Source organism: Providencia sp. PROV116 (assembly GCF_028482485.1).
GTDB classification, from domain to species: Bacteria; Pseudomonadota; Gammaproteobacteria; order Enterobacterales; family Enterobacteriaceae; genus Providencia; species Providencia rettgeri.
Genome location: NZ_JAMPQO010000005.1, coordinates 49,411 through 65,592, shown reverse-complemented (window position 1 = coordinate 65,592; position 16,182 = coordinate 49,411). Strand labels below are relative to the sequence as shown.

Sequence of the window (16,182 nt, the reverse complement as noted above, 5' to 3'; positions counted from 1 at the left end):
TTTGTTATGCCCTATATGATTATCTTTTTCTTATTTAAGCTGCATAAAAAAAGAGGGTGGCCTAAGCCACCCTCTTACTCACTTATAATATTAAACTGAATTATTTCAGAACATTATAAATAACGGTTTCACCTGCTTTCACGTCGCCTTCAACTAAAATCTCGACGCCTGCAAAATCATCAATATTGCTGATGATAACAGGGCTAATCATCGATTTAGCATTGGCTTCAAGGAACGGTAAATCAAGGTTCAGAATTGGTGTGCCAGCGGTTACTTCAGCACCTTCTTCTACTAAACGTGCGCAACCTTCACCTTTCAGTGCAACCGTATCGATCCCCATATGAACAATGAGTTCAACACCGTTTTCTGTTTCAAGGCAGAATGCGTGGTTAGTTTCGAAAATTTTCACCACCGTACCTGACGCCGGCGCTAACACTTGGCTGCTTGTTGGTTTGATGGCAATACCATCGCCCACAATGCGGCTAGAAAACGCTTCATCTGGCACATCGTCAAGGGAGAACACTTGACCACTGACTGGCGCAACCAGAGATAAAATCACATTACCTTTTGTTTTCGCAGGCTCTGCGGCTTTTTTCTCTTCTGCTGCTGCAACTGGTGCAGAACCGGCAATAGGGCCTTTTGCAATTACTTCAGTCATTGCTTTTGCGACCAATTCAGCACGTGTACCGACAATCACTTGCACATTTTGTTTGCTTAAGCGGATAACACCTGAAGCGCCTAAACGTTTAGTCATCGCATCGTTAACAACTGCTGAATCTTTAACGCCTAAACGTAAACGTGTAATACAGGCATCAATACTGACGATGTTGTCACTACCACCAACCGCTGCAACATATTGGCGAGCTTCTTTTTGAATATCGCTGTCACTGTTATCGGCAGGGCTAATGCTTTCGTCATAACCATCAATCGTTTCATCACCTGCGCTCTCTTCACGGCCTGGTGTTAACAGGTTGAATTTACGGATCATGAAACGGAAAATGACATAGTAAATGCAGAAGAAGACTAAGCCTTGAACAATCAACATATACCACTGAACGGCTAATGGGTTACGTGATTGCAATAACATATCGACTAAACCTGCGCTGAAACCGAACCCTGAAATCCATTCCATTGTTGCTGCGATATAAACCGAAATACCCGTTAACAATGCGTGGACTACGTACAGAATTGGCGCCACGAACATGAATGAGAATTCAAGTGGTTCAGTGATACCGGTGAAGAATGCCGCAAACGCACCAGCAATCATAATACCAGCCACTTTGGCTTTGTTTTCCGGGCGAGCACAGTGGTAAATCGCTAATGCCGCACCAGGTAAACCAAACATCATGATTGGGAAGAAGCCTGCTTGATAGCGACCAGTGATACCTACCGTTGCCAAGCCGGCATCAATTGACTTAGCGCCGCCTAAGAAGTTCGGAATATCATTGATCCCAGCAACGTCAAACCAGAACACAGAGTTAAGTGCGTGGTGTAGACCAACAGGAATTAATAAACGGTTGAAGAAGGCATAAATACCCGCTCCCACAGAACCTAAATCTTTAATGCTTTCACCGAAAGAAACCAAACCATTATATACCACCGGCCAAACATACATCAGAATGAAGGCTAAGATGATCATTAAGAATGATGTCAAAATCGGCACGAGGCGACGACCGCTAAAGAAAGACAACGCTTTTGGTAGCTCTACGCCACTGTAGCGGTTGTACAATTCAGCAGACAATACCCCAACTAAGATACCCACGAATTGGTTATTTATTTTACCGAATGCCGCAGGAACGCTTTCCAACGGAACATTCATGATCATGGAATAAGATGCCGGCGAACACAGTGTTGTCACGACTAAAAAGCCAACAAAACCGGTCAGCGCAGCCGCACCGTCCTTATCTTTTGACATTCCATAAGCAACACCAATAGCAAACAGTACGGACATATTATCAATAATAGCCGCACCCGATTTAATCAGTAACGCCGCGATTGCACTATTGGCTCCCCAGCCATCTGGGTCAATCCAATAGCCAATCCCCATCAGGATTGCTGCGGCTGGTAGTACAGCAACTGGCACCATAAGTGCCCTACCAATCCGCTGTAAGTAGCTAAGAATATTCACAAACTCCCCCTTTATCGCCCTATTTTTGCCCCATTTACGGGATCTTATTGTTCACACACCTAAATCATAATTTAGGTTATTGAGAGTATCAATTTCATAGTCTAAATTAATTGTTTCGCGATGCAAAATAAATAGGTTCGATTTGTGATAAATGTCAACGAAAGAGTTACTGATATGACTAAATTACTAGCTATTATCGAAAACTTATTTTATGATTAAAAATAACTTATTTGTACTATTAACCTGTATATTCTCAGCACACTTGAATGCATGTCCTGAAACAAAAATAGCATGTCAACCAAGTGATAATGCACAATAAATTTGAAGTATAACGAGTATTCCTATATCTAATGAATAACATCAGGGATACATATATACATGAAAGATTTCACAGACTTATTAGAGGTAATTGAGACATGAGGCTAATTCCACTTAATAATGCGCATGATGTTGGCATTTGGTCCGCACAGTATATCGCTGACAAAATCAACGCATTCAACCCTACTGCTGATCGCCCTTTCGTTCTTGGGTTACCAACAGGCGGTACCCCTCTTGCCACTTATAAAGCACTGATTGCTTTATATAACGCAGGAAAAGTTAGTTTTAAGCATGTGGTAACATTTAATATGGATGAATATATTGGTATTCCAGCTAATCATCCTCAAAGCTATCACACATTTATGCATGAAAATTTCTTTAACCACATCGACATTCAAGCGCAAAATATTAATTTACTGAATGGTAATGCCCCAGATGTTGATGCGGAATGCCAACGTTATGAAGATAAAATTAAATCTTACGGCAAAATTAATTTATTTATGGGCGGCGTAGGTAACGACGGTCACATTGCTTTTAATGAACCCGGTTCTTCATTGAACTCACGCACCCGCATTAAAACATTGACACCAGAAACGCGCCAAGCTAACTCACGTTTCTTTGATAATGATATCAATCAAGTACCAAAATTTGCTTTAACTGTCGGTGTCGCCACATTAATGGATGCTGAAGAGTTAATGGTACTTGCAACGGGTGCGAATAAAGCGAACGCAGTTCATGCCGCAGTTGAAGGTTCAATTAACCATATGTGGACAGTGAGCTGCGTGCAAATGCACCCAAAAGCACTGGTCGTCTGTGATGAACCCGCAACACTCGAATTAAAAGTTAAAACGCTTAAATATTTCAAACAGCTAGAATCTGAAATTATTGAAAAGTTTAACTAAGATTATATTTATCAATCACCCGATCAGCGAAGGCTGATCGGTGACCCACTTTCCAGAGGTCAGGAGTTTTAAGCCATGTATGCATTAACAAATTGCATTATTTATACAGGTCATGAAAGACTGGATAACCATGCGGTCGTCATTGATGGTGAAATCATCAAAGATGTTTGTCCTGTCTCTGAATTACCTTCCCATATTCCACAACATGACCTACAAGGTGCGACGTTATCTGCAGGGTTTATTGACCTGCAAGTCAACGGCTGTGGTGGTGTCCAATTCAATGATAATAAAGAAAATGTCACATTAAAGAATTTGGATATCATGCAAAAAGCCAATGAGCGTACAGGATGTACCAGTTACCTGCCAACGCTGATTACTTGCTCTGACGAATTGATGAAGCATGGTATTGAGGTCATGACGGAGTACTTAAAAGACCACAAGAACCAAGCTCTCGGGCTCCATTTAGAAGGCCCATATATTAATGTTATTAAAAAAGGCACACATAACCCTGAATTTATCCGCCAACCATCCGCGCAGATGATTGATTATTTAGCTGCTCATGCAGACTCCATCACTAAAATCACTTTAGCGCCTGAAATGGTTGAACTTGATTACATTCATCAATTGAAAGATTCCGGCATTGTTATTTCTGCTGGGCATTCAAATGCAACGTATGAAGAGGCTAAACAGGGCTTTAAAGCCGGAATTTGCTTTTCAACGCATCTTTTCAACGCCATGCCATATATTTCAGGCCGTGGCCCCGGTTTAGTTGGTGCTATTTATGACACTCCTGAAGTGTATGCGGGAATTATCGCTGATGGCTTACATGTTCAGTGGGCAAATATCCGTAATAGTAAGCACTTAAAAGGTGATAAATTAATTTTAGTGACTGATGCCACAGCGCCGGCAGGAATAGATCCTCAAACTGGTGAAATGGATCATTTTATCTTCGCGGGTAAAACCATATACTACCGCGATGGATTATGTGTAGATGAAAATGGCACACTCAGCGGCTCATCACTCACCATGATAGAAGCCGTGAGAAACAGTGTAGAGTACGTGGGTATTCCATTAGATGAAACACTGAGAATGGCAACGCTCTACCCCGCAAGAGCCATAGGAGTTGATGAAACTTTAGGGTCTATTGCTCCGGGTAAAATTGCGAATTTAACCGCGTTTAACCACGACTTCGACGTCCTTGCAACCTATGTTAACGGAGCAGAAGTCTACAAAAAATGAGTAACTAGCTAATGAATCAAAGCCACTCGCTGAAGCAAATTGGTAATATTGATCTCGTCAAACAACTAAATAGCGCTGTCGTCTATAGTTTAATTGACCAACATGGCCCGATATCAAGAATTCAAATCGCGGAGCAAAGCCAACTTGCCCCAGCCAGTGTGACTAAAATCACTCGCCAGTTACTCGAACGTGGTTTAATTAAAGAAGTTGACCAACAGGCCTCTACTGGAGGCCGTCGTGCCATATCTATTGTTTCTGAACACAAAAATTTTCACACGATTGGCGTCCGCTTAGGGCGCTATGATGCCACCATCGCCTTATACGACTTAGGTGGCAAAATGATTGTCGATGCCCATTACCCTATCACAGAGCCTTCTCAGCAAGCCGTAGAACAAAAGTTGATTGCCGCTCTTGAAGATTTTATTGAGCACAATCACAAGCGCTTAAAAGAGCTGATCGCGATTTCTATTATTCTCCCTGGACTAGTTAACCCAAATAGTGGGATTGTTTACTACATGCCACATATCAAGGTCGACAATTGGCATCTCATCGACAATTTACAAGCACACTTTAAAATTACCTGTTATGCAGGGCATGATATTCGCAGCCTAGCCCTCGCTGAGAGCTATTTTGGTGCTACTCGTGATTGCGAAGACTCTCTACTAGTTCGCATCCACAGAGGCGCAGGGGCGGGTTTAGTCATCAATAAAGAGATATTACTCAACCATCGAGGTAACCTCGGGGAAATTGGGCATATTCAAGTTGACCCTCTTGGCGAACTTTGCCATTGCGGTAATTTTGGTTGTTTAGAAACCATTGCCTCAAACCAAGCGATTGAAGCCCGCGTAAAACAGCGTTTAGAACAAGGCTATTCGAGCTCCCTTACATTGGAAACTTGTACGATTTCCCATATTTGCCAAGCCGCTAATAAGGGAGATCCACTTGCTACGGAAGTTATCCAGCACGTTGGCCGGCAAATCGGTAAAGCGATAGCTATCTCTATAAACTTATTTAACCCTGAAAAAGTCGTTATTGCAGGCGATATCACGGAAGCAGAACAAATTCTGTTACCCGCAATTCAAAGCTGCATTGATACACAAGCCTTAAAAGGATTTAGAGAGAATCTTCCCATTGTCACATCGCAGCTAGTTCATAACTCGGCAATAGGCGCTTTCGCACTCACTAAACGTGCGATGCTCAATGGTGAATTATTACAAAAACTGTTTGAAAGCTAACTTTTGACGTGAGTTTCTTTAAAGCAGGTTGAAATACCTGCTTTTTTATTGTCTATAAACTGAACACTGCATTCCATACATCACTTTTAGCATACTCCCCATTCCTCCGTTTTGTTCCCCCACACAAATTTTTTAGCTCTTTCGCTGTTTTATTTCACACCATAACCAAATTACATTTATCTAGCGTCTAAGACAAAAAGTGATTTTTTTCAAATACGGGCTTGTTTTTTGCTGGCTTTATCGACAAAATGATTATTCAACAAACAAACAGTCACGTTTTCTGAAAAATAGTGCAAAAAGCTGTTGACTGTCGGGTCTGTAATTAGCATAATGCGCCCCGCAACGCCGACGAAGGTTATGCAAAAAAAGATGGCTATGTAGCTCAGCTGGTTAGAGCACAACACTCATAATGTTGGGGTCACAGGTTCGAATCCCGTCATAGCCACCATTATTTTGCGGGAGTGGCGAAATTGGTAGACGCACCAGATTTAGGTTCTGGCGCCGCAAGGTGTGCAAGTTCAAGTCTTGTCTCCCGCACCATTTTCCTTCTCGGTAGCATTGAATTTAAGATTGGGGTATCGCCAAGCGGTAAGGCACCAGGTTTTGATCCTGGCATTCCCAGGTTCGAATCCTGGTACCCCAGCCATCTTAAAACAATCAATAGTAGAATTCCCGGATGGGGTATCGCCAAGCGGTAAGGCACCAGGTTTTGATCCTGGCATTCCCAGGTTCGAATCCTGGTACCCCAGCCATCTACTATCCTACCTAGAGTTGCACAATTCATTTCAAAGAAATTATATATGGCTATGTAGCTCAGTTGGTTAGAGCACAACACTCATAATGTTGGGGTCACAGGTTCGAATCCCGTCGTAGCTACCATTTCTTTTGTTGGGGTATCGCCAAGCGGTAAGGCACCAGGTTTTGATCCTGGCATCCCCAGGTTCGAATCCTGGTACCCCAGCCATTCTCTTTTCCATATCACTTAAATTAACGCCTATTCTCTCTTTCTCTGCCTAAACTATCTTAATTTTGCTTATCGATTTTATTGATAAATTAAATGAAAAATAAAAAAATAGCAGATAACTCTATTTTTTAATAAGTTGAGGCTTCATCTCTACTGTTTTCTATATTTCTACCCCTATTTTTAGCTTAAATGATGACTTTTTAGTGATTTACTTATTTATTTAATCCCAATATTACCGATTAACCAATAGCTTAATCGTTTAAAGTGATATTAAAGCAACATTTAGCTCATAAAATTTACGTTTGCATAACTTTTCTATCAAATATGTGACTTCAATCATTTCTCTATAACTGCTGAAAGTGGTAATCTGCGCTCGAATTGTAGTTAGGTATGATTATTACCAGTTAAATTATTATCAACCTCTGGTACTAATAAATTCAGCCCCTTCTTCCATTCCAACTAAATTAGTTCTCAGAAACTCTAATAAAAGTTTTAAACCTAATAATTATAAATTGCCAAACGCAACATTTTTACAGAGAAAATTTATGCGAAACATGATAAAGCAACCAATATATAAGATCTTATATGTTCAGGTAATCGTAGCCATCGTTCTGGGTATCGCACTTGGCCACTTTTTTCCAGACATTGGAGAATCATTAAAACCGCTTGGTGATGCATTCATCAAAATCGTTAAAATGATTATCGCGCCAGTTATCTTCTTAACTGTTGTTACTGGTATATCTGGCATGTCAAACATGAAGGCCGTTGGTAGCGTCGCAGGTAAAGCGATGCTCTACTTCATCACTTTCTCGACCATCGCCCTCATCATCGGTCTTATCGTCGCGAATATCATTCGCCCAGGTTCAGGCCTTAACATTGATCCGGCAACCCTTGATAGCACTAAAGTTGCCACCTACGTTGAAAAAGCACACGAATCTTCGATAGTTGGCTTCTTGATGAATATCATCCCTGATACCGTCATTAGTCCATTAGTAAACGGCAACATCCTGCAAGTTCTATTTATTGCTGTCATTTTCGGATTAGCATTGGCGGCAACAGGTAAACACGGCGAGCCCATTGTAAAACTACTACAAAACTTTTCTGAACCTGTGTTCAAAATGGTAGCAATGCTCATGAAACTCGCTCCTATCGGGGCATTTGGCGCAATGGCATTTACCATTGGTAAATATGGAATTTCATCTATTGGCAACTTAATGATGCTGATTATGACGTTCTATATTACCTCACTGTTGTTCGTCTTACTTATTCTGGGTGCAGTTGCTAAATACAACGGTTTCTCCATCATTGCGCTAATTAAATATATCAAAGACGAGCTATGGTTAGTTTTAGGTACCTCTTCTTCCGAAGCGGCACTGCCAAGCTTAATGCGTAAAATGGAGCATGCAGGGTGTGAAAAATCGGTTGTCGGCTTAGTGATCCCTACGGGCTATTCTTTCAATCTTGACGGTACTAACATCTATATGACGATGGCCGCATTATTTATTGCCCAAGCCACTAATATTGAGCTCACTATTTGGCAACAAATTTCGTTGCTGTTAGTTGCGATGATCAGCTCGAAAGGTGCAGCGGGTGTGACCGGTGCAGGGTTTATTACCTTAGCAGCCACACTCATGGTGGTACCAAGCGTTCCTGTCGCAGGTATGGCGCTTATTTTAGGTATCGACCGCTTTATGTCTGAGTGCCGCGCTTTAACTAACTTAGTGGGTAACGCATGTGCGTGTATCGTTGTTGCGCGTTGGGAAAAAGAACTCGACACAGAAAAACTGGCGCATGCATTTTCAGCAAAAAATGAAACATTAGATTCAGTGATTACTGAGGATGACAACAGCAATACGGATACAAATCACATTCAGCCGATTGATTTAGCCAATAATAAATAGCACTAACTTCTTCACTTAATAATAAATAGGCCGCTAATTAGCGGCCTATTTATATATCTAAGATAAGTTCTATAACCCTAACGCATACTTCAACGCCAGTTTTTTCGCTTCTCCGGCGCGTTGTGCCGCCATCAACCCGAGATTCCTAACTATTTTCAATCCCGGTAAATTTTCACTAAATGCCATATAAAATACGTCCATTCCAGCTTGCATAATTAAATTATCAGGCAAACGACGGCGTTGATAACGCTTCAATACATCAAGAGAATACCAGGGCTGTATGTATTCGCGCGCGTAAATCACTTCTTTCAACAATGCATCAACATCTCGGTAGCCTAAATTCACTCCCTGCCCCGCTAATGGATTAATGGTATGAGCGGCATCACCAATCAATGCTAATCCATCTATTACATAGCGACGAGCATGATGACGAGTCAGTGGAAATGCCCCTGACGCAATTGCGTTAACAGGCCCTAAACGTTCAGGGAAAGCTTCAGAAATCGCTCCCGTCAACTGTTCCATTGACATGCCTTGTAAACGCCTAATCTTTGCAGGGCTGTCATACCAGACTAATGAAGCCCAATTATCATACAGCGGTAAAAATGCCCTAGGCCCTGATGGAAAAAACTGCTGCCATGTTTTATCTTGCTGAGACTGCTGTGTTTGAATGCTAATCAACATACATGATTGGCGATACTGCCAGCCACGGCTACCAATCCCTGCCATTTTGCGGACCTGCGAATTCGCGCCATCAGCTCCAATAACAAGCTTAGCTTGCAGAGCTCGGCCATCATCTAATGCTAATATCCACTCTTCTTGTGACTTAGGTTGGTATAAATTGATAAGTCTCGCAGGGCAGACAAGGTCTAGATTGCTGTATTTTTCACATTCTTGCCATAATGCAAGCTGTAACACACGGTTTTCTACCATAAACCCAAGTTCAGGCAACCCAAGACTCTGAGCATCAAAAACCACATTGCTCTCTGGCTCTTCCCATGTTTCTAACTGGCGATATGGAGCACTTCGCATTGACTTAACATGTTGCCAAGCCCCTAATTGCTCCAACAATTCAACAGAAGCACGGCTAATCGCAGAAATACGAACATCTGGAGCACTTTGTGGGTCAAAGGCCGCAGGTTGTGCTTTTTCAAGCAAAGCGACTCGCATGCCTTCTTGAGCAAAGCCCAATGCTGCTGCCGCGCCAGTCATACCTGCGCCAACGACGACAACATCATAAGATTCGATTAATTTATTCATACGTTCGCTACTATTTATTGTTTAATAAAGATTGTTGTTTGATAACAGTGACCACGTTGATAAAGGTATTGTACCGAAAAATGATGATTCTCACAGGAAATAAGGTATTGAAGGCTCAGAGGTCACTCGTTCCCCTCATCTTTATAACCATACAAACAGTGTATTTTGCTGAAAACACTTTAATTTGCACAAAAAACAACCACAATTTTGCAACATCCTCTGGTCACTGATGCCGCAAATGAATACAATACGTGCTAATTTTAAAACAATAGGCAAATTGCCTGCCCTTAGATTTCGTGTAGTGATATTATTTTAAATATCTTTGCATTTATCCCATCATACAATGATGTCCTTAATCAAAATGCATGCGAGTTCCCAAATATAAAGGGTAGGACTTTGGATTTACAACGCGTTTCGGAGTCCATTACACTAGCCGCTTCGAAAACACCGGATATACGACATGTCGACGAATAAAAAGCTATACATTAAAACTTGGGGTTGCCAGATGAATGAGTATGACTCATCCAAAATGGTTTCTTTATTAGAAAATACCCATGGTTATCAACTCACTGAAATTGCAGAAGAAGCAGATTTATTACTGCTTAATACCTGTTCAATTCGTGAAAAAGCACAAGAAAAAGTCTTCCATCAACTTGGTCGTTGGAAGTTTTTTAAAGACAAAAACCCTGACATTATTATTGGTGTAGGCGGCTGTGTCGCTTCACAAGAAGGGGATTTTATTCGCCAACGTGCACCAAGCGTTGACATCGTTTTCGGCCCGCAAACTTTGCACCGTTTGCCTGAGATGATTAACCAAGTTCAAGGTACGCGCAGCCCAGTTATTGATATCAGCTTCCCTGAAATTGAAAAATTTGACCGTTTACCCGAACCTCGTGCTGAAGGGCCAACGGCTTTCGTTTCGATTATGGAAGGCTGTAATAAGTATTGCACCTTCTGCGTAGTGCCTTATACCCGTGGTGAAGAAGTTAGCCGCCCTTGTGATGATATTCTATTTGAAATCGCACAGTTAGCTGCACAAGGTGTGCGTGAAGTTAACTTACTGGGTCAAAACGTGAATGCTTACCGCGGTGAGACCTTTGATGGTGAAATTTGCTCATTTGCAGAATTACTGCGTTTAGTTGCAGCTATTGATGGTATCGACCGTGTTCGCTTTACCACTAGCCACCCAATTGAATTTACTGACGATATCATCGAAGTTTACCGGGATACTCCAGAATTAGTCAGCTTCTTGCATCTACCCGTGCAAAGTGGCTCAGACCGCGTTCTAACGATGATGAAACGTGCTCATACGGCACTTGAATACAAAGCCATTATTCGCAAACTACGCGAAGCACGCCCTGGTATTCTTATCAGTTCAGACTTTATCGTGGGCTTCCCCGGTGAAACAACCGAAGACTTCGAAAAAACAATGAAACTGATTGCTGACGTGAATTTTGACATGAGCTACAGCTTTGTTTATTCCGCACGTCCTGGCACACCTGCTGCTGATTTACCTGACGACGTAACGGAAGATGAGAAAAAACAGCGTCTATACTTACTGCAACAGCGTATTAATCAGCAGGCATTAAGCTTCAGCCGCCAAATGGTGGGAACCATTCAACGTATCTTAGTTGAAGGAACATCGCGTAAAAATGTTATGGAGCTGTCTGGACGTACTGAAAATAACCGTGTTGTGAACTTTGAAGGTACACCGGATATGATTGGTAAATTTGTGGATGTCGAAATTGTGGATGTTTATACCAACTCATTACGCGGTAAAGTCATTCGTACAGAAGATCAAATGGGTCTTCGCGTTCATGAATCGCCAGAGTCTGTTATTGCACGCACCCGTAAAGAAGATGAGCTAGGTGTTGGTAGTTTTCAGCCCTAAGCCACAACCATAGGATATTCAGTGACCGAGACAAAAAATTTGCAAATCGCAACACAAGAAATCTTTCTAGAACCCGCAGATAACCAACGTTTAATGAGCCTCTGCGGGCCATTTGACGATAATATCAAGCAGCTAGAACGCCGCCTTGCTATCGAAATTAATCGCCGTGATAACCGTTTTAAGTTATCGGGTAAGCCGCTGAACGTTCAAGCGGCCAGCAAAATTTTGCGTCAACTGTATGTTGATACCTCGCCTGTGCGCGGTGTTATCCCTGATATCGACCCTGAAAATATTCACTTAGCCATTCTGGATAGCCGTGTTTTAGAGCAATCCGCCGATAGCGTTCCTGACTACGGTAAAGCGGTGAATATTAAGACTAAACGTGGTGTGATCAAACCACGCACCCCAAATCAAGCGCAATATATCGCCAATATTTTAGACCATGATATTACGTTTGGCATTGGCCCTGCGGGAACTGGGAAAACCTATTTAGCGGTAGCCGCGGCAGTTGATGCCTTAGAACGCCAAGAAGTTCGCCGTATTCTGCTTACGCGCCCTGCTGTTGAAGCAGGTGAGAAACTTGGTTTTTTACCGGGCGATCTCAGCCAAAAAGTCGACCCTTATCTGCGCCCGCTTTATGATGCGCTATTCGAAATGTTAGGTTTTGAAAAAGTTGAAAAACTGATTGAGCGTAATGTTATTGAAGTCGCGCCGCTGGCCTATATGCGTGGTCGTACGTTGAATGATGCTTTTATTATTTTAGATGAAAGTCAAAACACCACCATCGAACAAATGAAAATGTTTTTGACGCGTATTGGCTTTAATTCTAAAGCGGTTGTGACAGGAGATATTACTCAAGTTGACTTGCCTCGCGGTAGTAAATCAGGCCTACGTCATGCCATTGAAGTGCTTTCCGAAGTCGATGATTTAAGCTTCAATTTCTTCCACAGTGAAGATGTGGTTCGTCATCCTGTTGTTGCCAAAGTCGTCATGGCTTATGAAGCATGGGAAGAACAAGACAATAAACGTCGCCAACAGTTACGTGAAGAAAAAGAACAGCAAAAGCAATTTGAAAAGCAGGAAAATCTATAAATGAGTGACATTATTCTCGATTTACAAATTGCGTGCGAAAACCCTGAAGGCTTGCCTCCTGAAGCCGAATTTCAGCGTTGGTTAACAGCTGTTTTGCCTAAATTTCAAGCACAAAGTGAAGTCACTATTCGGGTGGTTGATGAGCCAGAAAGCCATCACTTAAACTTAACCTATCGTGGCAAAGACAAACCAACCAACGTGTTGTCATTCCCCTTTGAGGCTCCGCCAGAAATTGAACTACCTTTATTAGGTGATTTAATCATTTGCCGCCAAGTTGTTGAGCAAGAGGCTATCGAGCAACAAAAAACGGCAGAAGAACACTGGGCTCATATGGTCGTTCATGGTTGCCTTCATCTTTTAGGCTATGATCATATTGAAGATGATGAAGCAGAAGAAATGGAAAGTTTAGAAACCGAAATTCTGGCTGAATTAGGCTACGAAGACCCATATCTTGCAGAAAAAGAGTGACCTAACTATAATTTTTTGAGATATCTTTCTCAAAGAAAGCATTATTTTACAAAAAACTGACGGTTATTTTGCAGATAAACTGTCAATTTTGTGCTAAAAAAGAATGTAGCAAACTGTTTTTATTAACTAACCTAAGCTCCAAATACTTTGACTTGGGCTACTTTTGGTACCAAGTGCAGCCAACAACGCTGCGGTTCGAGATACGACGAGTGAATACTCTAAATAATTCGAATTGCAGCTAGGCGGCAAGCTAGGATATCTCGATGAGCATACATAAGTATGTGATTCGATTAGCCGAGTCCAGCCAACAACGCTGCAGTTCGAAGTATGACGAGTATTTTTTGAGGAAAAAAAAATTAACCGCCATGAGCGACGATAACTCTTCGAGTAGCGATAACCCTGGTCCTAAGAAAGGGTTCTTTGCACTGTTAAATCACCTATTTCATGGTGAACCTAAAAATCGTGATGATTTGGTCGAATTAATCCGCGACTCTGAACAGAACGATTTGATCGATCCTGACACCCGCGAAATGCTTGAAGGGGTAATGGATATCGCGGATCAACGCGTGCGCGACATTATGATCCCGCGTTCCCAAATTGTTACCTTAAAACGTAATCAAACGCTTGATGAGTGCCTTGATGTCATTATTGACTCTGCTCACTCACGCTTCCCTGTTATTAGTGAAGACAAAGACCATATCGAAGGGTTATTGATGGCAAAAGATTTACTGCCATTTATGCGTACCGACGCAGAGCCTTTTAGTATCGATAAGGTATTACGCCAAGCGGTTGTTGTACCTGAAAGTAAGCGAGTAGACAGACTACTCAAAGAATTCCGCTCTCAACGCTATCATATGGCTATCGTTATTGATGAGTTTGGTGGTGTTTCTGGTCTAGTAACCATTGAAGATATTTTAGAGCTCATCGTAGGCGAAATCGAAGACGAGTATGACGACCAAGACGATGTTGATGTTCGCCAGCTTAGCCGCCATTCTTATTCTGTCCGCGCCCTGACGCAGATTGAAGATTTCAATGAAGCCTTTGGGACTCATTTTAGTGACGAAGAAGTTGATACGGTCGGTGGCCTCGTTATGCAAGCCTTTGGTCATCTACCTTCTCGTGGTGAAACCATAACCATAGACAACTATCAATTTAAAGTTGCGATGGCAGATAGTCGCCGGATCCTTCTGCTTCACGTAAAAATCCCAGACGACGCGCCAGTTCCAACTTTGGAAGAAGAAAAGACTTAATGAACTCAACGTCTATTTATCAAAGTCAGCGGTTGCGGTTACTGCTGGCTTTAATTTTCGGAGCCAGTGGAACGCTGGCTTTTTCGCCTTTTGACATCTGGCCTGCCGCACTACTTTCTATCCTTTTCCTCCAATTACTGACCTTGCAGCGCACGGTCAAGCAATCTTTTGCTATCGGCTTTGCTTGGGGATTTGGCTTATTCGGTAGTGGCGTTAACTGGGTTTACGTCAGCATTGCAGATTTTGGCGGCATGCCAGGCCCTGTTAACGTATTTATTGTTATTCTTTTAGCGGCATACCTTTCTCTTTATACTGGGCTTTTTGGCGCATTGATGGCTAAATTTGCCCAACATGCCAATATTTGGCGTTTAGTCTTTTTTGCCCCAGCACTGTGGCAGGTTACTGAGTTTTTACGTGGTTGGGTTCTCACTGGTTTTCCATGGCTGCAATTTGGTTATAGCCAAATTGATGGGCCGATGAAAGCTCTCGCTCCTATATTTGGGGTGGAAATGATTACGTTGCTATTATTTAGCATCAGTGGTCTGCTAGTACTCGCTATCCTGCGCCGCAGCTTTATCGCGCTCGCTGTTGCGGCTGCCTTAATTTTTGCCCCATTAATTGCCAAAAATGTACAATGGTTTACCTCCCTTGAAGACAAGAAAATGGAAGTGGCACTGGTTCAAGGCAACATTCCCCAATCAATGAAGTGGGAAGCCAGCTTTTTACAACAAACCAAAGACACCTATATGGAGCTCTCTCGCCCTTATATCGGTAAAGCGTCTTTGATTGTTTGGCCTGAATCGGCAGTACCTTCCGTTGAGCTCGACAACCAAACGTGGCTTAAATCTCTCGACCAATTACTGGCAGAGTCGAACACTCAGTTAATTACGGGTATTGTGGATGCACGCCCTATGGATGGTGAATATACTTTTTATAATACAATCATTGTATTAGGCGATAAAAAACCGTATTTATATCCATCTAAAAACCGCTATAACAAACACCATTTAGTGCCATTTGGTGAATATGTACCTTTAGAAGATTTACTGCGCCCTATCGCACCGTTCTTTAATTTGCCGATGTCGGGTTTTAGCCGTGGCGATTATGAACAAGCGCAATTAGCAGTTGGTAATATTCATCTAACGGCTGCGATTTGCTATGAAATTATTTTAGGTACACAGGTCAGAGATAACTTTAAGCCTGATAGCGACTACTTACTTACTGTTTCAAATGATGCGTGGTTTGGAAAATCCATAGGCCCTTGGCAACACTTCCAAATGGCACGGATGCGTTCCTTGGAGTTAGGTCGCCCACTGTTGCGCTCAACCAATAATGGTATCACCGCAGTGATCAGTGCAGATGGCTCTATTCAGGATATGCTGCCACAATTTAAAACGGCAACACTGGCTACTGAGGTCACACCAACAACAGGACTGACACCTTATGCACGTTGGAGTAATTATCCGATGTGGGGAGTGGTCGTGATATTTGGTATTCTCGGTTTTGCTATGAATAGACGTCAAAAGTAACGATGTTA

11 protein-coding genes and 6 tRNA genes are annotated in these 16,182 nt (G+C 42.2%); 15 read left to right on the top strand and 2 right to left on the bottom strand.

The window, feature by feature from the left end; translation table 11 throughout:
* Window positions 1–100 precede the first annotated feature (100 nt).
* On the bottom strand, window positions 101–2,128 hold the full coding sequence (gene nagE, locus PSE72_RS04545; protein WP_115167739.1) for an N-acetylglucosamine-specific PTS transporter subunit IIBC: 2,028 nt from the start codon (window positions 2,126–2,128) through the stop codon (window positions 101–103).
* 416 nt (window positions 2,129–2,544) lie between these two features.
* Between nagE and nagB the strand changes: the two genes are divergently transcribed.
* From nagB to PSE72_RS04495, 10 genes are all read left to right on the top strand, one after another.
* Window positions 2,545–3,348, top strand: coding sequence for a glucosamine-6-phosphate deaminase (gene nagB, locus PSE72_RS04540; protein ID WP_004909001.1), 804 nt, complete (start codon window positions 2,545–2,547; stop codon window positions 3,346–3,348).
* 75 nt (window positions 3,349–3,423) lie between these two features.
* Complete coding sequence (nagA, locus tag PSE72_RS04535; RefSeq protein WP_115167740.1) at window positions 3,424–4,587, top strand: N-acetylglucosamine-6-phosphate deacetylase; 1,164 nt, start codon at window positions 3,424–3,426, stop codon at window positions 4,585–4,587.
* A gap of 11 nt (window positions 4,588–4,598) precedes the next feature.
* On the top strand, window positions 4,599–5,822 hold the full coding sequence (gene nagC / locus PSE72_RS04530; RefSeq protein ID WP_115167741.1) for a DNA-binding transcriptional regulator NagC: 1,224 nt from the start codon (window positions 4,599–4,601) through the stop codon (window positions 5,820–5,822).
* A 371-nt stretch (window positions 5,823–6,193) separates the two neighbouring features.
* Window positions 6,194–6,270, top strand: a tRNA-Met gene (locus tag PSE72_RS04525).
* 7 nt (window positions 6,271–6,277) lie between these two features.
* Window positions 6,278–6,362, top strand: a tRNA-Leu gene (locus tag PSE72_RS04520).
* A gap of 31 nt (window positions 6,363–6,393) precedes the next feature.
* A tRNA-Gln gene (locus PSE72_RS04515) sits at window positions 6,394–6,468 on the top strand.
* Window positions 6,469–6,499: 31 nt separating this feature from the next.
* A tRNA-Gln gene (locus PSE72_RS04510) sits at window positions 6,500–6,574 on the top strand.
* A 50-nt stretch (window positions 6,575–6,624) separates the two neighbouring features.
* Window positions 6,625–6,701 (top strand) — tRNA-Met (locus tag PSE72_RS04505).
* Window positions 6,702–6,711: 10 nt separating this feature from the next.
* A tRNA-Gln gene (locus PSE72_RS04500) sits at window positions 6,712–6,786 on the top strand.
* A 557-nt stretch (window positions 6,787–7,343) separates the two neighbouring features.
* Window positions 7,344–8,687, top strand: a complete 1,344-nt coding sequence (locus PSE72_RS04495; RefSeq protein ID WP_217007950.1) for a dicarboxylate/amino acid:cation symporter — start codon at window positions 7,344–7,346, stop codon at window positions 8,685–8,687.
* Window positions 8,688–8,756: 69 nt separating this feature from the next.
* On the opposite strand, the gene ubiF is transcribed toward PSE72_RS04495, so the two are convergent.
* Window positions 8,757–9,944, bottom strand: a complete 1,188-nt coding sequence (gene ubiF, locus PSE72_RS04490; protein ID WP_115167743.1) for a 3-demethoxyubiquinol 3-hydroxylase — start codon at window positions 9,942–9,944, stop codon at window positions 8,757–8,759.
* A 460-nt stretch (window positions 9,945–10,404) separates the two neighbouring features.
* On the opposite strand from ubiF, the gene miaB reads away from it, so the two are divergent.
* From miaB to lnt, 5 genes are all read left to right on the top strand, one after another.
* Window positions 10,405–11,835 carry a tRNA (N6-isopentenyl adenosine(37)-C2)-methylthiotransferase MiaB gene (miaB, locus tag PSE72_RS04485; protein WP_004908990.1) on the top strand — a complete coding sequence of 477 codons (1,431 nt, stop codon included), beginning with the start codon at window positions 10,405–10,407 and terminating at the stop codon, window positions 11,833–11,835.
* 39 nt (window positions 11,836–11,874) lie between these two features.
* A complete protein-coding gene (locus tag PSE72_RS04480) occupies window positions 11,875–12,927 on the top strand; it encodes a PhoH family protein (RefSeq protein WP_115168314.1) in 1,053 nt (350 codons plus the stop codon).
* Window positions 12,928–13,395, top strand: a complete 468-nt coding sequence (gene ybeY, locus PSE72_RS04475) for an rRNA maturation RNase YbeY (protein WP_004908987.1) — start codon at window positions 12,928–12,930, stop codon at window positions 13,393–13,395. It abuts the gene before it with no gap.
* A 365-nt stretch (window positions 13,396–13,760) separates the two neighbouring features.
* On the top strand, window positions 13,761–14,645 hold the full coding sequence (corC, locus tag PSE72_RS04470; RefSeq protein ID WP_004908986.1) for a CNNM family magnesium/cobalt transport protein CorC: 885 nt from the start codon (window positions 13,761–13,763) through the stop codon (window positions 14,643–14,645).
* A complete protein-coding gene (gene lnt / locus PSE72_RS04465) occupies window positions 14,645–16,174 on the top strand; it encodes an apolipoprotein N-acyltransferase (RefSeq protein WP_115167744.1) in 1,530 nt (509 codons plus the stop codon). Before corC ends, lnt begins: the two co-directional genes overlap by 1 nt.
* Window positions 16,175–16,182 lie beyond the last annotated feature (8 nt).